Origin of the sequence: Streptomyces sp. NPDC006294 (assembly GCF_042870895.1) — a bacterium.
In the GTDB taxonomy this organism is placed as follows: Bacteria; Actinomycetota; Actinomycetes; order Streptomycetales; family Streptomycetaceae; genus Streptomyces.
The window spans coordinates 232,805-256,187 of sequence record NZ_JBIAHV010000009.1 but is presented as its reverse complement, the minus strand read 5'-3'; the positions used below and the strand labels follow the sequence as shown (position 1 = coordinate 256,187).

The following is a 23,383-nucleotide window of genomic DNA, read 5'->3' as shown; positions in this document are numbered from 1 at the left end:
GCTTCACCGAACCTCCAAACCCGCCGGTTCGGGCCACGCCGCCGGCTGCCGCCGAAGACCGACAGCGGAGCCCGGATCCCCGGTCACCGTGCCGGTGGGGCGCCCGCGCTCCGTACCGCTTCGCGGACGGGGAAATCGATCGCGCCCCGTGAGGCGAGCCGTTGGCCTCCGCCTGAGCGCAGCGAGGTACGAGGCGCGACGACACAGGGGCGGTCATGGAGACCTGCGCGGCGCGGACGGACCGACTGGGCCTGCTGCTCGACCAGTTCGACCAGGTCAGGGAGATGGCCGAGGTGCGGCTGACGGGGCTCGGCGACGAGGAGTACCTGTGGGAGCCGGTGCCCGGCAGCTGGTCGATCCGCCGCCGGGACGAGGCGGCGACGCCCAGGGCGCCCGGGCCGGGGGAGTGGGTGATCGACAAGGGCGCCCCGGACATCCCGGCGAACGAGTACGCCGAGGTGGCCCGGCAGGCCGCCGGCGGTATGACCGTCGCCAAGATCGCCGACGACTGGAGCGTGAGCGTCGAGCGGGTCGAGCAGATCCTCGCCCACGGGTACGCCGGAGCCCGGCGAAGTGCCGGTCACCACCATCGCGTGGCGGCTCGGGCACTTGCACTCCTGCTTCGCGGGACAATGGGAGTGGACCTTCGGCGAACACCGCCAGGACCCGAAGCTGCTGGTCGACTTCACCCCCTCCGCCGCCCTGGCGCTCGAGCGGTGCGGGCCCTGATCGACCGCTGACGCGACAGCGTCGCCACCGTGACCGAGGAGCAGCTCGACACGGTCGGCTTCTCGCAGTACCCGTACGGCTCCGACCCCGACGACCCGTTCATCTCCGTACTGGCGGGTCCAACCTCGAATTCATCCACCACATGGCCGAGACCGCCCTGCCCCGCGACCTGTGGCGGGCCCGCTTCACCGCTTCACGGTAGGCGGGCCGGCCGAAGCCCCCGGGGAGCGGCAAGGGCCGCCGTCCCCTCAGGCCCGCAGCGCGGGCAAGAAGGGGACGGCGGCCCCGTCGCGTCAGATGTCGCGGAAGATCTCGATCTGCGCCCCCACCGAGTTCAGCCGCTCCGCCAGGTCCTCGTAGCCGCGGTTGATCACGTACACGTTGCGCAGCACCGACGTGCCCTCCGCCGCCATCATCGCCAGGAGGACGACCACCGCCGGGCGCAGGGCCGGGGGGCACATCATCTCGGCGGCGCGCCAGCGGGTCGGGCCCTCGACGAGGACGCGGTGCGGGTCGAGGAGCTGGAGGCGGCCGCCGAGACGGTTGAGGTCCGTCAGGTAGATCGCGCGGTTGTCGTAGACCCAGTCGTGGATCAAGGTCTGGCCCTGGGCGACGGCTGCGATCGCCGCGAAGAACGGCACGTTGTCGATGTTCAGGCCGGGGAACGGCATCGGGTGGATCTTGTCGATGGGCGCCTCCAGTTTGGAGGGGCGCACCGTCAGGTCCACCAGCCGGGTCCGCCCGTTGTCCGCCGTGTACTCGGGGGTGCGGTCGTGGTCGAGGCCCATCTCCTCGAGGACCGACAACTCGATCTCGAGGAACTCGATCGGCACCCGTCGGATCGTCAGTTCCGACTCGGTGACGACGGCGGCGGCCAGCAGGCTCATCGCCTCGACCGGGTCCTCGGAGGGCGAGTAGTCGACGTCGACGTCGATGTTCGGGACGCCGTGGACGGTCAGCGTCGTCGTCCCGACGCCCTCCACCTTGACGCCGAGCGCCTCCAGGAAGAAGCACAGGTCCTGGACCATGTAGTTGGACGACGCGTTGCGGATGACGGTGACGCCGTCGTACCGGGCGGCGGCCAGCAGCGCGTTCTCGGTCACGGTGTCGCCGCGCTCGGTCAGCACGATCGGGCGGCCGGGGGAGACCGAACGGTCCACCACGGCGTGGTAGATGCCCTCCGTCGCCGTGATGTCCAGGCCGAAGCGGCGCAGCGCGATCATGTGGGGCTCGATGGTGCGCGTGCCGAGGTCGCAGCCGCCGGCGTACGGCAGCCGGAAGGTGTCCATCCGGTGCAGCAGCGGGCCGAGGAACATGATGATGGAGCGGGTCCGGCGGGCGGCCTCCGCGTCCATGGACTCCATGTCGAGCCCGGCCGGCGGCACGATCTCGAGGTCGCGGCCGTCGTTGATCCAGCGGGTGCGGACCCCGATGGAGCCGAGGACCTCCAGCAGCCGGTAGACCTCTTCGATGCGGGCGACGCGGCGCAGGACCGTACGCCCCTTGTTGAGCAGCGAGCCGCAGAGCAGGGCCACGCATGCGTTCTTGCTCGTCTTGACGTCGATGGAGCCGGAGAGCCGGCGGCCGCCGACGACCCGCAGATGCATGGGGCCGGAGTAACCCAGAGCGACGATTTCGCTGTCGAGTGCCTCGCCGATTCGGGCGATCATCTCAAGACTGATGTTCTGATTGCCGCGCTCGATGCGGTTGACCGCACTCTGGCTGGTTCCCAGCGCTTCGGCGAGCTGCGTCTGTGTCCAGCCTCGATGCTGACGGGCGTCACGGATGAGCTTGCCGATGCGTACGAGGTAGTCGTCTGCCATGACGAGGAGGCTATCTCACATATGAGATGGGGTCGCATCGAGGTGCTCCATCAGGGTGACACCCTGTCATGTGCCCGCCCGTACGCCGGGACCTGCGCACACTCCGCTCCCGATGTTCGGTGAACCGTGCGCACCCGGCAACCGGAGCGCGGCCGGAGGGCGGCCGCCCGTCGCACGATGAACGGTCAAATGCCGCATTTAAGAGCACAATAGGCGTATTGGGGCGGTAGGGCTCGCCCTACCCCCGTTCCTACGCCCTGGCCGATGGCCCCCGGGAGCACCCGGCTTCTACCGTGGCCCGTATGCGTCCCCTCCACCTCCGGCAGGCTCTGTCGCGGCCCGGCTTCCTTCTCTCCGCCTGGCCCTGGCGGGCGGCCGGATATCTGCTCAGCAGCGCGCCCGTCGGCATCCTGGTGCTCGTGCTGCTGCTCACCGGCATGGTGGTGGGCGGCGCCCTCTCCGTGTTTCTCGTGGGGCTGCCGCTGCTCGCGCTGCTGGTGCTCTCCGGGCTGCCAGTGGCCGCGCTGGAACGCCGCAGACTCCGGCTCGTCGACCGCAGGCCGGCGCCGACGCCGCACGCCGACCCGGCGGCGCCGGGACCGAACGCCTGGGCGCGCCGCGATCCGCTGGAGCGTCTGACGCCGCGTGAGCGGGAGGTGCTGGGGCTGGTCGCGGAGGGCAAGTCCAACAGCGCGATCGCCCGCCAACTGGTCGTCTCCGAGGCGGCGGTGGGCAAGCACATCGGCTCCGTCCTCGCCAAGCTGGATCTGCCCCCGGGGGAGGGGACCCATCGCCGGGTCCTTGCGGTACTGGCCTGTCTCCGGGCGTGAGCCCCACCGGCCGGGGTTCAGCGCCCCGCCGGCCGCCCACCGCCTCGTCGAGGACATGCCGTGCGACCGTCGCCGTCGCGGGGAGCGCGTACGACGCCGGCAGCGGATCGACGGCGGTCCGCGATCGCCTCGCTCCGTACGAGTCAGGCGGCCGCGTCGCACCGGTGCGGCGCCGCGGTGAAGCGCGCCGGCTCCCGCGCGGACCGCAGGGAAGGACGCGGCCTCCGGCAACCGCGTTTCGGGCAGGTCCCGTTCCTCACACCGTGCCGGTGGCCGGGAGCGAGCGCCGCATCAGGAGGGCGTAGACGGCGGAGGCGACGACCATGCCGGCGGGCAGGGCGAGGTCCACGCCGCCCAGGGCCCGGGCGAACGGGCCCGTGTAGAGGGTGCCGACGCACAGCGCGGCCGTGGTGACGCCCGCGCCGAGCGCCAGGGCTCCGGCCGGATTGACTCCGGCGGTGTACCAGAAGGGGCTGGTGCGGCTCTCGTCCGTGAGCGCGAGGCCGTCGTAGCGGTTGCGGCGCAGCAGGATGTCGGTGGCGTAGACGGCCATGCTGGGGCCGAGCAGGACGACGGTCAGCTGGAGCACGTTGCTGACGGTGTCGAGGAAGTTGGAGACGAGCAGCCCGTACAGGGTCAGGGCGACGGCTACGGCGCCGTCGACGAGGACGCTGTAGGAGCGGCGGATGCGCAGGCCGACGGCCTGGAGGGCGAGGCCTGCGCTGTAGGCGGTCAGGGCGTTGATGGAAATGGTGCCGAGCACCAGGGCGAGCAGGAAGGCGGGCGTGAACCAGCCGGGCAGGATCTGCTCCAGCGCGGCCTGCGGGTCGCTCATGTCGACCGCGGTCGCCGCGAACGCGCCGAGGGAGCAGACGAGCACGCTGGGGACGAAGCTGCCGAGTGCGGTCCAGCCGGCGACCGCCTTCGGCGAGGTGGTGCGCGGCAGGTAGCGGGAGAAGTCGGCGCTGGTGGTGTACGAGAGCGGTCCCGAGGCGATGAGCGTGACACCGGCGGCCAGGGTCGCCCACAGGGCGGTGCCGCTGAGCGGCTGCGCGGGCGTGTGGCCGAAGTCGGTGTGGCCGAGCACGCTGACGGCGACGACGGCGAAGACCGCGGTCAGGGCCAGGGTGATCGGGAGGTAGAGCCGCACGATCGTGGCGTGTCCGTAGACGCTGATGGTCAGGGTGAGCGCGGCGATGGCCACGATGACGACGGTCTTCACGGCCGTGTCCGCGGTGATGCCGGCCCGCTCGACGAGGGAGAAGGCGGCTGTCGCGGCGGCGGCGAGATTGAGGGCGAAGTAGCAGACGGAGATGGTCCAGCCGGTGATCGCGTTGTTCACGCGGTTGCCCCGGATGCCGTAGACCGCGCGGGTGATCACTTCGCTCGGAGTGCCCGATGCCGGGCCGGAGACGGCGAGCAGGCCCGTGAGCACCCAGAACAGGTTGCCCACCACGATCACGGCGAGAGCCTGCCACAGGCTGAGGCCCATGAGTATCAGGGCGCCGCCGACCACCAGGCTCAGATAGTTGACGTTGGCCGCGGCCCAGACGGCGAAGAGTTCACGGGGACGGCCGTGGCGTTCCCGGTCGGGAATGCGGTCGATGCCGTGTGCCTCGATCCGGCCCATCCGGTCCGCGGGCGGCGCCTGTTGCGCATCGCCGTACGTGTCCGGCTGCGGGTCGGGAATCGTGGACGCCATGGGGCCCCTCCGGGGTGCTGGTCACTGGCCGCCTGCTTGCTTATTGGTCGCACACTCAATAGCATCCGAGGTATGTCGTCAAGCGTTCAGCGCAAGCGAATTCGGAAATCTCCGGCCGCCCGACGTGCGGAAATCGTTGCCGCAGCCGCCGCGGTCGCCCTGACCGAGGGGCTGGAGTGCGTCACTCTGCGGCGGATCGGCGAGGAGCTCGACGTCCGCCCGGGGCTCATCTCCCACTACTTCCCGTCGGCCGAGGACCTCGTGGCGGAGGCGTTCGGCAGCGCCGCGAGCGCCGAGCTCGACGGCCTCGTACCGGCCGCGAGGCCCGAGGGGGCGCCGACGCGGCACCTGGCGCGGTTCTTCGCACACGCGACGGGTGAGGCGTACGACGACATCAGCCGGCTCTGGATCAACGCGCGGCACCTCAGCCGCTACCGGCCCGTGCTGCGCGACCGGGTCCGCGAGCAGGAGGCCGCGTGGCGCGGCCGCCTGGTGGACCTGATCCGCAGCGGGGTGGAGGAGGGAGAGTTCCGTACGGACGACCCGGAGGTGACGGCCATCCAGATCCTCGTCGTGCTCGACGGCCTCGGCGCCCACGCCAACACCGCGACCGGCGACCGCCCAGAGGCGGTGACACGGATGGCCGTCACGACGGCGGAACGCGAACTCGGCCTCGCGGCCGGCACGCTCACCCGACCCGGCGACGCGGACCCCGAGAGCCCAGCCGCCACCGACTGACCCGCCACCGAATCGCCCGTCCCGGCCGCCCCGCCGCCTCGTCCGCCCGTGCGAGTCACCCGCCCCACCGAGGAGCCGCTGTGCCCATCCCTCTCGTCCTGCTCTCCGCCCGCCTGCTCGACCCGGTCACCGGCACGACCCTGCCCCAGACGGCGCTGGCCGTGTCCGGCGGCCGGATCTCCGCCCTGGGGGACGACGCGGAGGTGCGCGCTCTCGCCGGCTCCGCCACGACGGTGATCGACCTCAAGGGGGCCGTGGTCACCCCCGGCCTGACCGACGGGCACCTCCACCCCGTCACGGGCGCCGAACTGACCCACGGCCTGGACCTGTCCGGCTGCGCCGACCTGGCTGCGGTACGCGAGGCGCTGGCCCGCGAGGTGCGGGCCCTGGCGCCCGGCGCCTGGCTGCAGGGCTGGGGCCTCGACCCGAACGTCTTCGGCGACCGGCCGGTCGGGACCGCGCCCTTCGACGAGGTGCTCGACGGCGTACCGGCCCTCCTCCTGCTCTTCGACGCCCACTCCATGCTGGCCAGCCGCCGCGCCCTCGAACTCGCGGGCGTCGACGGGCCGCGCAGCTTCGCGCAGGCCTCCGCCGAGGTCGTGTGCGACGACGCCGGCCGGCCCACCGGGCTGCTCCTGGAGGACGCCGCCTGCGACCTCGTGGAGCAGGTCGCCCCGCGGACCACCCGGGCCGAACGCCGCGAGCGGCTCGCCGCCGCCCTGCGCGGCATGGCCGCCGCCGGTCTCACCGGCGGGCACGTCATGGACGCGAACGGCGACAGCCTCGAGCTCTACGCGGAACTCGACGCGGCCGGAGAGCTGCCGCTCAGGCTGCGCGTCGCCCCGTGGTGCCAGCCCGGCGCGGACGCCGACGCGCTGCGCGCGCTGGTCGAACAGCAGGGGGCCTGCGGGGCGCTGTGGCGCACGCAGGGCGTCAAGCTCTTCATGGACGGCACCATCGACAACGGCACGGCCTGGCTGGAGCGCCCCGACTGTCACGGTGAGTCGGCCCACGCCTTCTGGCCGGACCCCGAGGCGTACACCCGCGTCATCGCGGAACTCCACCGTGCCGGTGTGCCGACCGCGACCCATGCCATCGGGGACGCGGCCGTACGGCACGCCCTCGACTCCGTCGAGAAGGCCATGGCCGCCGGGGGGCCGGAAGTGCGCCACCGGATCGAGCACATCGAGACCGTGCCCGACGACACCCTGCGCCGTTTCGCCGAGCTCGGCGTCGTCGCGTCCATGCAGCCGACCCACTGCTGCGACTTCACCCGGGCCGACCACACCGACAACTGGTCGCGCCGGCTCGGCGAGGAGCGCGCCGCGCGCGCCTGGCGCTGCCGGGACCTGTGGGAGTCCGGCGCCACGGTCGTCCTCGGTTCTGACTGGCCCATCGCCCCGTACCCGCCGCTGGGCGTCATGGCCGGCGCCCGTCACCGCCGCCCCAGCCGCGACCTCGGCCGGCCGCCGCACGGCCCCGAGCAGGCGCTCACCGCTCTGCAGGCCCTGCAGGCCATGACCACGGGCGCCGCCCACGCGGCGGGCGAGGAGCACGAGGCGGGCCGGATCGCCGTCGGCCACCGCGCCGACCTCACGGCCCTCGCCGACGACCCGCTGACCACCGCCGCCACCGACCTGCCGGACCTCCCCGTGCTCCTCACCGTCCTCGACGGCCTCCCCACCCACCGCGACGCGAGCCTGTAGGCGGACCGTCCGCCACGATAGGTTGCCGCCATGACCGAACTCGGACCCGCCGTCTGGCCACCTGCTCCGTTGAAGACCGAACGGCTTGTGCTCCGCGAGTCCGAGGCCCGGGACCGTGCCGCGTTCGTCGAGCTGTTCGCATCGCCCGAGGTGGGCGCCTGCATCGGTGGCGCTCGACCGCGCGACGAGCTCGACCGCGCGGTGCCTGAGGTGCCCGGGCGGCGCCCCGGCCTTTTCGTGATCGATCTCGACGGAGCGATGATCGGCATGATCACGCTTGATCCGCGCGACGCGGAGCGTCCGGGGCACGTCCGCCCGGATGCACGGGAGGCCGAGCTCGGCTACCTGTTCCTGCCGGCGGCATGGGGATGCGGATACGCCGCCGAAGCATGCGCGGCGGCACTCGACTGGTTCGCCGGGGTGCTTCCCGGCGAGCCCGTGGTGCTCTGCACCAGGACCGCGAACGATCGCGCGATGCGCCTCGCGGCGAAGCTGGGGTTCACCGAGGTGGAGCGGTTCGAGGAGTGGGGCGCCGAGCAGTGGTTCGGCGTGTGGTCCCCGGTCACGCCGTCCGGTTGAGCTCGGTCCGGGCGGCCATCCCTTCACGGGCGCGCATGCACCGAACGGCGCGTGGTTTGCGATTGCCTGCCGCATCGCTTCGACCACCGCCGGGGCCGCCGGCCGAACGACGGCATCTGCTTGGCCGAACCGGCCGCCGGCCGGGCCGAGCGGCCCGTCGCGCCGGTAGCCCCGGCCCCGCCGGAGGGGATGGACAAGGCGGGGTGCGCCTCAAGCCGGCCACCGGCCGCATCGGGGGCCGGCCATCAACGGGACCGGGCCGACCGGGCCGCGACAGCTTCCCGGAGCCGGTACCGGACCGCCCCGCGCAGGCATCGGGGACGCCGGTAGCGCGACAGCCACCGGACATTCGCGAGCACCGCCTCCGGCACCCCCGCCCCGCCCGTGCACCGCCTCCGGCACCCCCGCCCCGCCCGAGCACCGGCGGATCGCGTCACCGCCGAACCGCCTTGGCACCCTTCGGTTCGATCCGCTCGTCAGTATGGGCATCGTCGGCCAACGCGAGCCGGCCGTTGCCGCCTCGGCTCGATGTACGGCTCCGCAAGATCCACGCCGACCGGTGCGGCCGCCCGGCCCAGCGCGTCACCTCGTAACGCCGGGTGCGCCGGCGATGAATCAGCCGACGTCCCCCAGGGACGGAACAGGGGTGTCCGGGCATGACCCCGAAGCGGTCATGTACTAGAGTTATCTCGACATCGAGATATCTGCCGAAGGCGTACCGCAAGCCGCCAATCGGTAAGGGTTACCTAACTAAGCCTTACCTTAGCGGATCGGCGAGCAGCCGTGGCGGCAGCATTGAGGTAGTACGCGCACATTGATGAAGGAGACTGTCGTGTCGGCGAACAGCTTCGACGCCCGCAGCACGCTGCGCGTGGGCGACGAGTCGTACGAGATCTTCAGGCTGGACAAGGTCGAAGGCGCCGCGCGCCTCCCCTACAGCCTCAAGGTTCTGCTGGAGAACCTGCTCCGCACCGAGGACGGCGCGAACATCACCGCCGACCACATCCGGGCGCTCGGCGGCTGGGACTCCCAGGCGCAGCCCAGCCAGGAGATCCAGTTCACGCCGGCCCGCGTGATCATGCAGGACTTCACCGGCGTTCCCTGTGTCGTCGACCTCGCCACCATGCGCGAGGCCGTCAAGGAGCTCGGCGGTGACCCGGCGAAGATCAACCCGCTGGCCCCGGCCGAGCTGGTCATCGACCACTCCGTCATCGCCGACAAGTTCGGCACCGCGGAGGCCTTCGGCCAGAACGTGGAGCTGGAGTACGGCCGCAACAAGGAGCGCTACCAGTTCCTGCGCTGGGGCCAGACCGCCTTCGACGAGTTCAAGGTCGTCCCGCCCGGCACCGGCATCGTCCACCAGGTGAACATCGAGCACCTGGCCCGTACGGTCATGGTCCGCGGCGGTCAGGCGTACCCCGACACCCTCGTCGGCACCGACTCGCACACCACCATGGTCAACGGCCTCGGCGTGCTCGGCTGGGGCGTCGGCGGCATCGAGGCCGAGGCCGCGATGCTCGGCCAGCCGGTCTCCATGCTCATCCCGCGGGTCGTCGGCTTCAAGCTCACCGGTGAGCTCAAGCCCGGCACCACCGCGACCGACCTGGTCCTCACGATCACCGAGATGCTGCGCAAGCACGGCGTCGTCGGCAAGTTCGTCGAGTTCTACGGCGAGGGCGTGGCGGCGACGAGCCTCGCCAACCGCGCCACCATCGGCAACATGTCGCCGGAGTTCGGCTCCACCGCGGCCATCTTCCCGATCGACGACGAGACCCTGAAGTACCTGCGCCTGACCGGCCGCGACGAGCAGCAGGTCGCGCTGGTCGAGGCGTACGCCAAGGAGCAGGGCCTCTGGCTCGACCCGGCCGCCGAGCCCGACTTCTCCGAGAAGCTGGAGCTCGACCTCTCCACGGTCGTCCCCTCCATCGCCGGCCCGAAGCGCCCGCAGGACCGCATCGTCCTCGCGAACGCCGCCCAGCAGTTCGCCGTGGACGTACGCAACTACGTCACCGACGACATGGAGGCGAGCAAGGAGTCCTTCCCGGCCTCCGACGCCCCGGCGAACACGCCCAACGGCGGACCGTCGAAGCCGGTCACCGTCACCGCCCCCGACGGTTCGACCTACGAGATCGACCACGGCGCCGTCACCGTCGCCGCGATCACCTCCTGCACCAACACCTCGAACCCGTACGTCATGGTCGCCGCCGCGCTGGTGGCCAAGAAGGCGGTCGAGAAGGGCCTGACCCGCAAGCCGTGGGTCAAGACCACCCTCGCCCCGGGCTCCAAGGTCGTCACCGACTACTTCGACAAGGCGGGCCTGACCCCGTACCTCGACAAGGTCGGCTTCAACCTGGTCGGTTACGGCTGCACCACCTGCATCGGCAACTCCGGCCCGCTGCCGGACGAGGTCTCCAAGGCCGTCAACGACCACGACCTCGCGGTCACCTCGGTGCTCTCCGGCAACCGCAACTTCGAGGGCCGGATCAACCCCGACGTCAAGATGAACTACCTGGCCTCGCCGCCGCTGGTCGTCGCGTACGCCCTCGCCGGCTCCATGAAGGTGGACATCACCAAGGACGCCCTGGGCGTCGACCAGGACGGCAAGCCGGTCTACCTGACGGACATCTGGCCGACCGAGGCCGAGGTCAACGACGTCGTCGCCAACGCCATCGGCGAGGACATGTTCAACAAGTCCTACGCCGACGTCTTCGCGGGCGACGCCCAGTGGCAGGCGCTGTCGATCCCGACCGGCAACACCTTCGAGTGGGACCCGCAGTCCACCTACGTGCGCAAGCCCCCGTACTTCGAGGGCATGACGATGGAGACGACCCCGGTCGGCGACATCTCCGGCGCCCGTGTGCTGGCCAAGCTGGGCGACTCGGTCACCACCGACCACATCTCCCCGGCCGGTGCGATCAAGGCCGACACCCCGGCCGGCAAGTACCTCACGGAGCACGGCGTCGAGCGCCGCGACTTCAACAGCTACGGCTCGCGCCGGGGCAACCACGAGGTCATGATCCGGGGTACCTTCGCCAACATCCGCCTGCGCAACCAGATCGCGCCGGGCACCGAGGGCGGCTACACCCGCGACTTCACCCAGGACGGCGGGCCGGTGTCGTTCATCTACGACGCCTCGCAGAACTACCAGGCCGCCGGCACCCCGCTGGTGATCCTGGCGGGCAAGGAGTACGGCTCCGGCTCGTCCCGCGACTGGGCGGCCAAGGGCACCGCGCTGCTCGGCGTCAAGGCCGTCATCGCCGAGTCGTACGAGCGCATCCACCGCTCGAACCTCATCGGCATGGGCGTCCTGCCGCTGCAGTTCCCGGAGGGCGGCTCTGCCGAGGGCCTCGGCCTGACCGGTGAGGAGACCTTCTCCATCACCGGCGTCACGGCGCTGAACGAGGGCGGCACGCCGGCCACCGTCAAGGTGACCACCGACACCGGTGTGGAGTTCGACGCGGTCGTCCGCATCGACACCCCGGGCGAGGCGGACTACTACCGCAACGGCGGCATCATGCAGTACGTGCTGCGGAACCTCATTCGTGGCTAGGCACAGCCGCGGCTGACGGGTCGGACGCAACGCCAAGGGGCCGCACTCCCTGCAAGGGAGTGCGGCCCCTTCGGCGTGGCCGACGGCCGGTGCGGTGCGGTGCGTCAGAACTCGTCGTGCCGGACGGCGGTGACGAAGGTGTCCCAGCCCGCCCGGCAGAAGAACAGGGCGGGCCCGTCGGGCACCTTGCTGTCCCGCACCGGCAGCACACCGGGGAACCCGTCCGCGACCTCGACGCAGCTGCCGCCGGTTCCGTCGCTGTAGGACGACTTCCGCCAGACCGCCTGACTCAGATCCTGTGTGGAGCTCATGGGTTCTCGTAGTCCTTCGCCATCGATGCGAGCAACTCCAAGGTCGCCGCCGGTGACAGGGCGGCGGCCCTGGCGAGATCGTATGTCCGTGCGCTGTGCTCGACCAGGGCCGGACCCTCGATCAGCTGTCCGCTGCCCGCGGGTTGTTTTAGGGGTCCAGTTCCTTCGGCTGGGACATGGGAGCGAGCGTAGCCAGCCGGTGGCTCGTCGCGCGCGACTCCGCGAAAGTCGACACGAGTGGGTGACGTCCGGCCCCGGCCGGAAACGCGGGGACCGCACTCCCTGGGGGAGTGCGGTCCCTTGGCGCGGTGCGTCCACTCGGAAGCGGCCGAAATCGCTGCGGCCGGACGTGCGGACGGCCGCCGTCAGCCGATCAGCTCCACCTCCGCGAGCGTCGCCTCTCCTGTGGCCACCAGCCGGTAGTGCGGGTACGAGCCCGGCTCCGCCACGCTGAAGACGCGGGTCTGCCGGTCCCAGTCGAAGGACTCGCCCGACCGCTCGTCCAGGTCCGTCCACGACGTCCCGTCGGCGGAACCCTGCAGTACCCAGCCCGAGGGGGCCTTGCCCTTCGCGGCCGAGGTGAGCGTGTACTGCACCGCCTTCGCCGCAGAGGCGGCCGGCAGCTCGACCGAGGTGAACGCGGCCGACGTGCCCGAGGTGTTGTCGAAGAGCAGACCCTCCGCGCGGAGCACGTCGCGGCGCGGCGCGGGCTTCTCGTCGTCCTGGGTGATGGAGACCGGGGCCGCCTTCTCGCCCGTGCCCCAGGTGGACGGCTCGGGGCCCATGTCGAACTGCAGCGTGCCGCCCCCGGCGATGACGTCGTGCGGCAGCGAGGTGGAGTTCCACTTCTTGCCGTTGACCTTCAGCCCCTGCACATAGATGTTCTTGGCGCTGTTCTTCGGGGCCTTCACGACCAGGTCGCGGCCGTTCTCCAGGTGCACGGTCGCCCGGGTGAACAGCGGGGAGCCGATGGTGTATTCGCCGCTGCCCATGACCAGCGGGTAGAAGCCGAGCGCGGAGAACAGGTACCAGGCCGACTGCTCGCCGTTGTCCTCGTCGCCGTGGTAGCCCTGTCCGATCTCGCTGCCGGTGTAGAGGCGGGAGAGGACCTCGCGGACCTTCTCCTGCGTCTTCCACGGCTGCGAGGCCGCGTTGTACATGTAGGTGACGTGGTGGGCGACCTGGTTGGAGTGGCCGTACATGCCCATCCGGACGTCACGCGCCTCGGTCATCTCGTGGATGACGGAGCCGTACGAGCCGACGAACTCGGGCGACGCCGTCTCCGGCGTGGCGAAGTAGGTGTCGAGCTTCTCGCCGAGCCCGGTGCGGCCGCCGTAGAGGTTGGCGAGACCGCGGCTGTCCTGCGGGGCGGTGAAGGCGTAGCCCCAGCCGTTGGTCTCGGTGTAGTCGTAGCCCCACACCCGCGGGTCGTACTGCCCGCTCGGCACCCGCCAGTCGCCCTTCAGGTTCCGGCCCTGGAAGAAGCCGGCCTCGGAGTCGAAGAGGGTGACGTAGTTGCGGGCCCGGTTCCGGAAGTACTCCGACTCCTCCCGGTAGCGGGGGTTCTTGGTCTTCTCGTAGAGCGCCTGGCCCATCTCGGCGATGCCGTAGTCGTTGAGGTAGCCCTCCAGCGACCAGGACAGGCCCTCATGGGTCGAGGTGGAGGCGTAGCCGAGGAACGGCGAGGTCTCCATGCCCTTGCGGCCGACGCCCGAGGACGGCGGCACGACGGTGGCGTTCTTCAGCGCCGCCTCGTACGCCGCCTCGGCGTCGAAGTCGACGCCCTTCACGTACGCGTCGGCGAAGGCCACGTCGGAGCTGGTACCGGTCATCAGGTCGGCGTAGCCGGGGGAGGACCAGCGGGAGACCCAGCCGCCGTCCTTGTACTGCTGGACGAAGCCGTCGACCAGCTCGCCCGCCTTCTTCGGGGTGAGGAAGGAGTACGCGGGCCAGGTCGTCCGGTAGGTGTCCCAGAAGCCGTTGTTGACGTACACCTTGCCGTCGACGATCTTCGCGCCGGTACGGGTCGGGGTGTCGGGACCTGTCATCGGCGAGAACGGGCTGGCGTAGCGGTACTCGGGCTTCCGCCTGGTGCCGGTGTTCTCGAAGCCCGAGTTCGGATAGAGGTAGAGCCGGTAGAGGCTGGAGTAGAGGGTGACGAGCTGGTCGTGGGTGGCGCCCTCGACCTCGACCTTGCCGAGGATGTCGTCCCAGGCGCCCTGCGCCCTGCCGCGCACCGTCTCGAAACGGGTGCCGGCCGGGATCTCGTCGGCGAGGTTCTTCTTCGCCCGGTCCACGCCGATCAGCGAGGTGGCTGTCCGCAGGTTGACGGTGCGGTCCTCGCCCGCGTCGAAGCGGAGCCGGCCGGTGACGCCCTCGGACGCCGAGTCGGTCACGGGCGCGTCGAAGACGCCGTACACGAACAGCCGGGTGGCACCCGTGGACAGGCCGCTCTTGACGTCCGAGTAGCCGGTGAACGAGCGGGTCGCCGGGTCGAGGGTGAGGCCGCCCTGCTGGGTGACGTTGTCGAAGAGGACGCTCGCGTCCTCACCCGGGTAGGTGAAACGCATCATCGCCGCGTGGTCGGTGGGCGCCATCTCGGCCTTGAGGCCGTTCTCGAACGTGACGCCGTAGTAGTGCGGGCGGGCGGTCTCGTTCTCGTGCCGGAAGGGCAGCGCCCTGGCCGAGCGCGAGGTGTCCGGGGCGCCGGCCGCGGCGGAGGGCATCACCTGGAAGGTCTGGCGGTCGCCCATCCAGGGACTCGGCTCGTGGCTGGTGCTGAACGCCTGCACGGTGGGCAGGTTGTCCGCGTTGTTCCCACGGGCGTACTCGTAGAGCCAGCTCCGGGAGCCGGCGTTGGTGACCGGCGTCCAGAAGTTGAAGCCGTGCGGGACGGCGGTGGCGGGGAAGGTGTTGCCCCGGGAGAACCCGCCGCTGGAGTTGGTGCCGCGGGTCGTGGAGGCGTAGTCCGACAGATGCTCGAACCGCGGCTCGGGCGCCGCGGGCGCGATCGTGACGTCGTCGATCCAGCCCTGGAACTTCGCCGGGCCCTTGGGGGAGTCGTACGCCACCAGGATCCGGTCGACCGTCCTGCCCGCGGCGACCGTGCCGATGCCGGAGGCGACGGCGTTCCACTGGTTGACGTACAGCCGCTTGGCGGCGCCCTGGCCCTGGGGGGTCAGCGGGCCGCCGTGGGAGTCGGTGGCCAACAGATCGCTCAGATAGGTGCCGTCGGTGAAGGCGAGGTCGACCGAGACGTTGGTCGCGGGGTAGTTCAGATCGGTCTCCGCCATCGCGGGGAAGATCTTGTAGGACAGCTCGGTGTCGCGCCGGACGTCGATGTCGACGTCGAAGACCTTGTTGTACGAGTAGGCCCGGCCGTCCGGCTGGTGGGTGCCCGCGTACTTCAGGGCGCGCTTGCCGGTGAAGCCGGCGCCGGCCTTCGCGGTGGGGGAGCCGCTCGGGCCGCGGTCGACCTGGGTGCGCATGTCGTCGGGGGTGGGCGCGCTCGTGTCTCCGTTCGAGAACTGAACGTCCGCCAGCTGGGTGGCGTCGGACGCGCCGTTGTTCCTGCTGATCTCCAGGCGGTAGTGGGCGTACGCCGTGACCTGCGACGGGTCGCCGATGTCGAACGTCCTGGTCTCGAAGCGCTTGGCGAAGGTCTCGTCCGAGCGCGTGTCGAGGACGGTCCAGGTCTGGCCGTCGGCGGAGCCCTTGAGCGTCCAGTCCCGCGGGTCGCGGTTGGCGAAGTCGTTGGCCGACGTCAGCGCGTAGGCGGCGAGCTTGACCGGCTGGTCCATGTCGAACTCGATCCAGGCGGTCGGTTCGAACCCCAGCCATTTGCTGCTCGGCAGCAGGTCGACCAGATTCTCCTTGGTCTCACCGGCGCCGGTGTTCTCGTCGCTGGCGCGCAGCTCGATCACCTTGTCGGTGACATTGCCGGGGATTCCGCCGGCGAAGCCCCCGTCGACGCCGGAGGACCGTTTGCGGCCGTCGGCAGTGATTTCGACGGTATTGCGCCAGTCCGGCTGGGCTTCATCCGATTCGAATGATGACCGGAATTCCCGGTCGGCCGACGACGATTGCCCGGGCTCGGAGGGGAGGGCGATGGCGGCGGAAGGAGCCGTCAACACCAGCATGGAAGCGGTCACCACCAGGGCGACCGGATTGATCTGTCGGTGCCAGGGTCTGGTTCTGGGCTGCATCCCGGATCGTCCTCCAGGGGAAAGTCGCGTTGGACAACGTTGTCAGGCGCGAGGCGCAGGCACCAGTAGGGAGGCAAGTGCCATACGGTGTCAAGGGTGTTGGCGGGCCGAGCCGGACGGAATCAGACGTTCCGCGAAGAATGCCGTGGCCGCCGGGTCGAATCCCGGCGTTCTTCGTCTCCGAGGTCTCAACTCGGGAAAGATGGCCACCCACGCTGCGTTCGATCTTGCTCACTTGGCGGGAAGTGGACTATACCTGTCGGCGTCCGCACAGCCGTTTCCTGTGGCGGGCCAGGGGGGACGTGGACGACGGGAACGTGCGCAGCACGCGACCGCCGACCGAAGCAGTTCCCGCTGTCAGACGTGCACGACCCGAGCTTCGACTTGAGTTTCCCTCACGGGAGAACACAGCAACTGACTGCGGTGGCGGGGCCCTTCGCCTGAGGCGAGACGGACGGGTGACCGGTACACCGCCTGAGTCCTGGAGAAGGCGAGGACTTGAGCATGGGATCCACCTCCGCCCACGACAACGAGGGCGTCGGCCGTCGCGATCTGATCAAGCGTTCTGCCGCGCTCGGCCTGCTCACGATTCCGACGATGAGCTTCCTTTCCGCATGTGCCACCGGAGGCGGCGGCAGCGACAAGGAGACCAAGGCCCCCGCCGGCGAGAAGTCAGAGAAGAACCCGCTCGGCGTCAAGCAGGGCGCCGCACTCGAGGCCTTCATCTTCAAGGGCGGCCTCGGCGACCAGTACGCCAAGGACGCGGAAGCCGACTACAAGGCCACCTACGGCGCCGAGGTCAAGCACACCGGCACCCAGCAGGTCGGCCCCAAGCTGACCCCGCGCTTCGCGGGCGGCAACCCGCCGGACGTCATCGACAACTCCGGCGCCGACCACCTCAACATGAACCAGCTCTCCACCCAGGGCCAGCTCCAGGACCTGACCGTGCTGCTGGACGCCCCCTCGATGGACGACCCGGCCAAGAAGGTCCGGGACACGATCCACCCCAGCACCATCGAGAAGGGCAAGCACGGCGACAAGTTCGACGTGCTCTACTACGCCTTCACCATCTACGGCACCTGGTACTCGCAGAAGCTGCTCGACGACAAGGGCTGGGCCTATCCCAAGTCCCTCGACGAGATGGTCAAGCTCTGCGGCGAGATCAAGAAGGCCGGCATCGCCCCCTGGACGTACCCCGGCAAGTATCCGTACTACGTGCACTTCAACCTCTTCGCCCAGATCGCCAAGATCGGCGGCATGGAGAAGTGGATCGCGATCGACAACCTGGAGCCCAACGCCTGGACCTCCAACGACGCGGTCAAGGAGGTCATCGAGCACTACGAGGAGCTCGCCGCCAAGAAGTACTTCCTCGACGGCAGCCAGGGCCTGACCCACATCCAGTCCCAGACCGCGTGGAACAAGGGCAAGGCCGTCTTCCTCCCGAACGGCTCCTGGGTGGAGAACGAGTCCGCACCCACCACGCCCAAGGACTTCGGCATGGCGGTCGGGCCGCTCTTCGACGGCACCGGCGACAAGATGCCCCACGGCACCCTGCGCGGCGAGCCCAGCGAGCCGTACATCGTCGCCTCCAAGGGCAAGAACCCGGTCGGCGGCATGGAGCTGCTGCGCATCATGCTCTCCAAGAAGCACGCGCAGAACTTCGCCACCAAGGTCAAGTCCCTGACCTGTGTCATGGACGCCACCGAGGGCATGCCCCTCTCGCCCGGCCTGGCCTCGGCCAGCAAGGTCTTCGGGGAAGCCGGCGACAACCTCATCAGCCTTCAGCTCCAGGAGTGGTACCCGGCGCTGACCGACGAGAAGATCGGCGGCCTCACCGGCCAGCTCCTCACCGGTGAGCTGAAGGCCGCAGACTGGATCAAGAAGACCCAGGCGGAGGCCGACAGGGTCGCCAAGGACGACTCGGTGACCAAGTTCAAGCGCACCGCCTGACCTGACCAGTTCGGCTTCCGAGGGAAGGGCCGGGAAGCAACAGTGCAACACGGCAAGTACCGATTCATCGTGGGCTTCCTGGCCCTGCCCCTGATCATCTACGCGATCTTCGTCATCTCACCCTTCGTCCAGGCGTTCCAGATCTCGATGACCGACTGGTCGGGGCTCGTGGGGACCGCCGAGTTCATCGGCCTGGAGAACTTCCAGCGGCTCTGGGACAACGCCGACTTCTGGAACGCGCTGCGCCACAACGTCTACATGCTGGCGCTCGTCCCCGTCGTCACCCTCGGCCTCGGGCTGTTCTTCGCCTTCATGCTGAACGTCGGCGGAAAGCGCCGGAAGAACGAGGTCATCGCCGGCGTGGGCGGCTCGAAGACGTACAAGTTCGTCTTCTTCTTCCCGCAGGTCATCTCCATCGCGATCATCGCGGTCATCTGGTTCAACATCTACAACCCCGACCCGCAGGACGGAATGCTCAACTCCCTCCTCGGCGCGATCGGGCTCGACTTCCTGCAGAACGCCTGGCTCGGCGAGAAGAGCCTCGCCCTGTGGTGCATCAGCGCCGTCATGGTCTGGGGACACGTCGGCTTCTTCGTGGTCCTCTTCTCCGCGGCCATGGCCTCCGTCCCGCGGGACGTCTACGAAGCGGCGCTGCTGGACGGCGCCAACCGCTTCCACACCTTCTTCCGGATCACCCTCCCGCTGCTGTGGGACACCGTCCAGACCGGCTGGGTCTACATGGGCATCATCGCGCTGGACGCCTTCGCCCTGGTCCAGATCATGTCGGTGAACATGGGAGGCCCCGACGGCGCCACGGACGTCATGCCGCTGCGGCTGTATCTGACGGCCTTCCGGGACAGCCAGTTCGGCTACGCCTCCGCCATGGGCGTCGCGATGCTCATTGTCACGATGACCTTCGCAGTGCTCACCATGCGCTTCGCGCGGCGTGAGCGGATCGAGTACTAGGGGTAGCGCGGATGACGACCGAAGAGATCGAAACGGTGGCCAAGCAGGACGCGCCCGGCGAGCCCCCGGTGGCCCGGCCGCCCGCCAAGAACGGCTCCTCCGAAGGCGGCGTGCTCAACGTCTTCTCCCACGGGATCCTGATCCTCTGGGGCCTGATGGTCGGCGTGCCGCTGCTGTGGGTCGCCTGGAGCGCCTTCAAGGACAGCAACGGCATCCTCACCGACCCCTGGGGCCTGCCGACGGTCCTGCACTGGGAGAACTGGTCCAACGCGTGGGAGGACGCGAACATGGGCCAGTACTTCATCAACACCGCCATCATCGTGGGCGGCAGCGTCGTCGGCACGATGGTCCTCGGCTCGATGGCCGCGTACGTACTGGCCCGCTTCGAGTTCCCGGGCAACCGGTTCATCTACTACCTGTTCGTCGCCGGCATGTCCTTCCCGGTCTTCATGCTGGTCATCCCGCTCTTCTTCGTCATGCGGGACTTCCCCGGCAGCTCGCTCCTCGCGACGTACCACGGCTTGATCCTGGTCTACATCGCGTACTCGCTGCCGTTCACCGTCTTCTTCATGACCTCGTTCTTCCGCACGCTCCCGGTCTCCATCGCCGAGGCCGCGATGATCGACGGCGCGTCCCACAGCCGGACGTTCTTCCAGGTGATGCTGCCGATGGCCAAGCCGGGCCTGATCAGCATCGGCATCTTCAACTTCCTCGGCCAGTGGAACCAGTACCTGCTGCCGATGGTGCTCAACCAGCAGGAGGACAAGTACGTCCTGACGCAGGGCCTGGCGACGCTCGCGCTGCAGCAGGGCTACGAGAACGACTGGGGCGCGCTGATGGCCGGCATGATGATCGCGATGCTCCCGGTCCTGGTCGTCTACGCGATCTTCCAGCGCCAGGTCCAGTCGGGCCTGACGGCGGGCGCGCTGAAGTAGGGGGCCCGGGTCACGTCTCCGGGCGGGGCCGGGTCCGGGCGTGGCCCGGTGGGTCCGGGCTGCGTTCCTCGGGCATGGCCCGGTGCGGTGCGTTTTGCGTCCGGGTGCCGCGCATCCGGGCGGGGTCCGGTGGGTCCCGGTTACGTGCCTGGTCCTGGCCCGGTCGGGTCGTTGGCGTCCGGGTGCCGCTCCGGTGGTCATGTCCGGGACTGCTGTCCTCACCACGCTTCGCGCGAGTTGCGACGCTCTACGTCCCGGACACGACCCCCTGCGCGTTCCCCTGCCCGACGCCGACGGTGTCGCCCCGCGCCGTGGGCCGGGTGCCAGGCGGGAGAAGTCCCCCACCCCGCCCCTTCCCGAACCTGGGGCTCCGCCCCAGACGCCGAGCGAGGCGCGCCCGGACCGCCCGCGCGGGTCTCGAACGGGGCTCCGCCCCATGCCCCGTGCGGACGCGCCGCCCCCGGCGGCCGGTCCCCTGCGGGCTTCCGAACCTGGGCCTCCAGGCGGACGCACCCGTGCGAACGGCAGCCATACCGGTCTCGTCATGGGCCTCGCCCGTATGCCTGTGGGGCTGAACCGGGGCACGCCGCACCCCCCCGACCCGGCCCCCCGCCGGGGCACGCCCCACCGCCGGCCGGGCCCGCCCGCCGTGGGCACCGCACCCCCCCGACCCGGCCCGCCACGGGAACCCGCTCATCTGTGGATCCGCATGCTCAAGGTCTTGACGGGATAAGCCCCAAAAGGTTGAACTCAGAGTTCACAAGTTGGAGAGAAGCCGGGGTCGACATCGCGCCGCCCCGGCCGGGGGCGGTCGTCGCGCCGCCCACCGGGGGCAGGAGTGGATGAGTCAATGGAGACTCCGGGATCGCAGACATCTCTGCACCGGGCCAATCTCGAGCGCGTCGTGCGTGCCGTCCGCATGGCGGGCTCGCTGACGCAGGCGGAGATCGCGAGGAGCACCGGCCTCTCCGCGGCCACCGTCTCCAACATCGTCCGTGAGCTCAAGGACGGCGGCACGGTCGAGGTGACGCCCACCTCGGCCGGCGGCCGCAGGGCCCGCAGCGTCTCGCTCAGCGGGGACGCCGGCATCGTGATCGGCGTCGACTTCGGCCATACGCATCTGCGCGTGGCCATCGGCAACCTCGCGCACCAGGTGCTCGCCGAGGAGGCCGAGCCGCTCGACGTCGACGCGTCGTCCGCGCAGGGCTTCGGCCGGGCGGAGGTGCTGGTCAACCGGCTGATCGAGGCGACGGGGATCGCCCCGGGCAAGGTGGTCGGCGTGGGGCTCGGCGTGCCGGGCCCCATCGACGTGGAGTCGGGCACGCTGGGCTCGACGGCGATCCTGCCGGGCTGGACGGGCATCAACCCCAGCGAGGAGCTGTCGGCCCGCCTGGGCGTGCCGGTGTACGTGGACAACGACGCCAACCTGGGCGCGCTCGGCGAGCTGGTCTGGGGCAGCGGCCGCGGGGTCAGGGACCTGGCGTACATCAAGGTGGCGAGCGGTGTCGGCGCCGGGCTGGTGATAGACGGCCAGATCTACCGCGGGCCGGGCGGTACGGCCGGGGAGATCGGGCACATCACGCTGGACGAGGCCGGCCCGGTGTGCCGTTGCGGCAACCGCGGCTGTCTGGAGACGTTCGCGGCCGCGCGTTACGTGCTGCCGCTGCTGCAGCCGAGCCACGGCACCGATCTGACCATGGAGCGCGTGGTGCAGCTCGCCCGTGAGGGGGATCCGGGCTGCCGCCGCGTCGTGGCGGACGTGGGCCGGCACATCGGCAGCGGCGTGGCCAACCTGTGCAACCTCCTCAACCCCAGCCGAGTGGTGCTCGGCGGAGATCTGGCGGAGGCTGGAGAGTTGGTACTGGGACCGATCCGCGAGTCCGTCTCCCGTTACGCCATTCCCAGTGCGGCGAGGCAGCTCTCGGTGGCTCCGGGAGCCCTCGGCGGGCGTGCCGAGGTGCTCGGCGCGCTGGCGCTCGTGCTCAGCGAAATGGGTGATTCAACGCTTTTGCAAGGGTCTGACGGCGCGTTGCCGGTCGGGACGCCCGCCTTCACTTAGATAACGAATGGCACCGTTGTCTTCTCGTTAAGGATTTACTCCTTGACGACGGCGGCGGGGCCGAGTTGACTTCCAGCCACCTCGGCCGCAGCGACGCGGCCTCGTCAGGGAGGTTTCTCATCGTGAACGCACATCTGCGTCGTGCCGCTGTTGCTGTCGCCGCTTCCGCGATGGCCGTATCGCTGGCCGCTTGCGGTCAGGCCGGCGACTCGAGCGAAGGCTCGGGCGAGTCGAGCCCGAAGAAGGGCGACGACATCACGATCGGTCTGCTCCTTCCGGAGAACCAGACCGCTCGTTACGAGAAGTTCGACAAGCCGCTCATCGAGAAGAAGATCAGCGAGCTCACGAACGACAAGGCGAAGGTCGTCTACGCCAACGCCAAGCAGGACGCCACGCAGCAGTCCCAGCAGGTCGAGACCATGATCACCAACAAGGTCGACGCCCTGATCCTGGACGCCGTGGACTCCAAGGCCATCGCCAACAGCGTGAAGAAGGCCAAGGACGCCGGCATCCCGGTCGTCGCCTACGACCGCCTCGCCGAGGGCCCGATCGACGCCTACACCTCCTTCGACAACGAAGAGGTCGGCCGCGTGCAGGGCAAGGCCCTCCTGGAGGCCCTGGGCGACAAGGCCAAGTCCGGCCAGATCGTCATGATGAACGGCTCGGTCACCGACCCGAACGCCGCGCTCTTCAAGAAGGGCGCCCACGCCGAGCTCGACGGCAAGGTGAACATCGGCAAGGAGTACGACACCAAGGAGTGGAAGCCGGAGAACGCCAACGCCAACATGGAGGCCGCGATCTCGGCCATCGGCAAGGACAAGATCGTCGGCGTCTACTCCGCGAACGACGGCATGGCGGGCGGCATCATCACCGCCCTCAAGGCCGCCGGTGTCTCCCCGCTCCCGCCGGTGACCGGCCAGGACGCCGAGATCTCCGGTGTGCAGCGCATCGTCGCGGGCGAGCAGTTCATGAGCGTCTACAAGCCGTACGCCCCCGAGGCGTCCGCCGCCGCCGAGATGGCCGTGGCCCTGGCCAAGGGCGAGAAGCTCGACTCGATCGCCAAGGAGAAGGTCGACAGCCCCACCACCCAGGGTGTCCCGGCCGTGCTCGTCCCGGTCGTGTCGCTGACCCAGGACAACATCAAGGACACCGTCGTCAAGGACGGCGTCTACACGATCCAGGAGATCTGCACCGCGAAGCTCCAGGCCGCGTGTGACAAGCTCGGCCTGAAGTAGGCCACGCTCGAGCTCGCCGGAGCCCCCGGTCCGACCGGGGCGCTCCGGCCGCTCGCCGGGACGCG

At 70.0% G+C, this 23,383-nt stretch carries 14 protein-coding genes and 1 pseudogene; 11 read left to right on the top strand and 4 right to left on the bottom strand.

Annotation, left to right across the window (positions count from 1 at the left end; all coding sequences use genetic code 11):
- Positions 1–215 precede the first annotated feature (215 nt).
- Positions 216–931, top strand: a pseudogene (locus tag ACFYOP_RS18485) (DinB family protein).
- A 91-nt stretch (positions 932–1,022) separates the two neighbouring features.
- Here the strand turns inward: ACFYOP_RS18485 and ACFYOP_RS18480 are convergent.
- Entirely contained in the window at positions 1,023–2,552 is a 1,530-nt protein-coding gene (locus tag ACFYOP_RS18480) for a UDP-N-acetylglucosamine 1-carboxyvinyltransferase (RefSeq protein ID WP_356894839.1), read from the bottom strand.
- Between the two features lie 302 nt (positions 2,553–2,854).
- Between ACFYOP_RS18480 and ACFYOP_RS18475 the strand changes: the two genes are divergently transcribed.
- On the top strand, positions 2,855–3,382 hold the full coding sequence (locus tag ACFYOP_RS18475; RefSeq protein ID WP_356894837.1) for a helix-turn-helix transcriptional regulator: 528 nt from the start codon (positions 2,855–2,857) through the stop codon (positions 3,380–3,382).
- Between the two features lie 256 nt (positions 3,383–3,638).
- Here ACFYOP_RS18475 and ACFYOP_RS18470 read toward each other — a convergent pair whose 3' ends face one another.
- Positions 3,639–5,084, bottom strand: coding sequence for a cytosine permease (locus tag ACFYOP_RS18470; RefSeq protein ID WP_356894835.1), 1,446 nt, complete (start codon positions 5,082–5,084; stop codon positions 3,639–3,641).
- A 72-nt stretch (positions 5,085–5,156) separates the two neighbouring features.
- Between ACFYOP_RS18470 and ACFYOP_RS18465 the strand changes: the two genes are divergently transcribed.
- From ACFYOP_RS18465 to acnA, 4 genes are all read left to right on the top strand, one after another.
- The gene (locus ACFYOP_RS18465; RefSeq protein WP_356894833.1) at positions 5,157–5,822 is read left to right on the top strand and encodes a TetR family transcriptional regulator C-terminal domain-containing protein; all 666 of its coding nucleotides are present in this window, start codon (positions 5,157–5,159) and stop codon (positions 5,820–5,822) included.
- Between the two features lie 80 nt (positions 5,823–5,902).
- Entirely contained in the window at positions 5,903–7,528 is a 1,626-nt protein-coding gene (locus ACFYOP_RS18460) for an amidohydrolase (protein WP_356894831.1), read from the top strand.
- Between the two features lie 30 nt (positions 7,529–7,558).
- Positions 7,559–8,107 carry a GNAT family N-acetyltransferase gene (locus ACFYOP_RS18455; RefSeq protein WP_356894830.1) on the top strand — a complete coding sequence of 183 codons (549 nt, stop codon included), beginning with the start codon at positions 7,559–7,561 and terminating at the stop codon, positions 8,105–8,107.
- Between the two features lie 832 nt (positions 8,108–8,939).
- The gene (gene acnA / locus ACFYOP_RS18450) at positions 8,940–11,657 is read left to right on the top strand and encodes an aconitate hydratase AcnA (protein WP_356894828.1); all 2,718 of its coding nucleotides are present in this window, start codon (positions 8,940–8,942) and stop codon (positions 11,655–11,657) included.
- Between the two features lie 104 nt (positions 11,658–11,761).
- On the opposite strand, the gene ACFYOP_RS18445 is transcribed toward acnA, so the two are convergent.
- Together ACFYOP_RS18445 and ACFYOP_RS18440 are read right to left on the bottom strand one after the other, a co-directional pair.
- Positions 11,762–11,968 (bottom strand): DUF397 domain-containing protein, encoded by a 207-nt coding sequence (locus ACFYOP_RS18445; RefSeq protein WP_356894826.1) that lies wholly within the window; start codon positions 11,966–11,968, stop codon positions 11,762–11,764.
- Between the two features lie 365 nt (positions 11,969–12,333).
- Positions 12,334–16,173 (bottom strand): GH92 family glycosyl hydrolase, encoded by a 3,840-nt coding sequence (locus tag ACFYOP_RS18440; protein WP_356894824.1) that lies wholly within the window; start codon positions 16,171–16,173, stop codon positions 12,334–12,336.
- Between the two features lie 504 nt (positions 16,174–16,677).
- On the opposite strand from ACFYOP_RS18440, the gene ngcE reads away from it, so the two are divergent.
- The 5 genes from ngcE (at position 16,678) to ACFYOP_RS18415 (ending at position 23,318) form a co-directional block, all read left to right on the top strand.
- Complete coding sequence (ngcE, locus tag ACFYOP_RS18435; protein WP_356894822.1) at positions 16,678–18,123, top strand: N-acetylglucosamine/diacetylchitobiose ABC transporter substrate-binding protein; 1,446 nt, start codon at positions 16,678–16,680, stop codon at positions 18,121–18,123.
- Positions 18,124–18,165: 42 nt separating this feature from the next.
- Entirely contained in the window at positions 18,166–19,089 is a 924-nt protein-coding gene (locus ACFYOP_RS18430) for a sugar ABC transporter permease (protein WP_356894820.1), read from the top strand.
- 11 nt (positions 19,090–19,100) lie between these two features.
- Positions 19,101–20,024: a carbohydrate ABC transporter permease gene (locus ACFYOP_RS18425; RefSeq protein ID WP_356894818.1), complete on the top strand. Its 924-nt coding sequence runs from the start codon at positions 19,101–19,103 to the stop codon at positions 20,022–20,024.
- An 850-nt stretch (positions 20,025–20,874) separates the two neighbouring features.
- Positions 20,875–22,083: an ROK family transcriptional regulator gene (locus ACFYOP_RS18420; protein ID WP_356894816.1), complete on the top strand. Its 1,209-nt coding sequence runs from the start codon at positions 20,875–20,877 to the stop codon at positions 22,081–22,083.
- A gap of 134 nt (positions 22,084–22,217) precedes the next feature.
- Positions 22,218–23,318, top strand: a complete 1,101-nt coding sequence (locus ACFYOP_RS18415) for a substrate-binding domain-containing protein (RefSeq protein ID WP_356894914.1) — start codon at positions 22,218–22,220, stop codon at positions 23,316–23,318.
- Positions 23,319–23,383 lie beyond the last annotated feature (65 nt).

Bases quoted from the DNA above. Each gene is read 5' to 3' on its own strand.
- ACFYOP_RS18480 (WP_356894839.1), bottom strand. From the start codon at position 2,552: ATGGCAGACGACTACCTCGTACGCATCGGCAAGCTCATCCGTGACGCC.
- ACFYOP_RS18475 (WP_356894837.1), top strand. From the start codon at position 2,855: ATGCGTCCCCTCCACCTCCGGCAGGCTCTGTCGCGGCCCGGCTTCCTT.
- ACFYOP_RS18470 (WP_356894835.1), bottom strand. From the start codon at position 5,084: ATGGCGTCCACGATTCCCGACCCGCAGCCGGACACGTACGGCGATGCG.
- ACFYOP_RS18465 (WP_356894833.1), top strand. From the start codon at position 5,157: ATGTCGTCAAGCGTTCAGCGCAAGCGAATTCGGAAATCTCCGGCCGCC.
- ACFYOP_RS18455 (WP_356894830.1), top strand. From the start codon at position 7,559: ATGACCGAACTCGGACCCGCCGTCTGGCCACCTGCTCCGTTGAAGACC.
- ACFYOP_RS18445 (WP_356894826.1), bottom strand. From the start codon at position 11,968: ATGAGCTCCACACAGGATCTGAGTCAGGCGGTCTGGCGGAAGTCGTCC.
- ACFYOP_RS18440 (WP_356894824.1), bottom strand. From the start codon at position 16,173: ATGCAGCCCAGAACCAGACCCTGGCACCGACAGATCAATCCGGTCGCC.
- ngcE (WP_356894822.1), top strand. From the start codon at position 16,678: ATGGGATCCACCTCCGCCCACGACAACGAGGGCGTCGGCCGTCGCGAT.
- ACFYOP_RS18425 (WP_356894818.1), top strand. From the start codon at position 19,101: ATGACGACCGAAGAGATCGAAACGGTGGCCAAGCAGGACGCGCCCGGC.
- ACFYOP_RS18420 (WP_356894816.1), top strand. From the start codon at position 20,875: ATGGAGACTCCGGGATCGCAGACATCTCTGCACCGGGCCAATCTCGAG.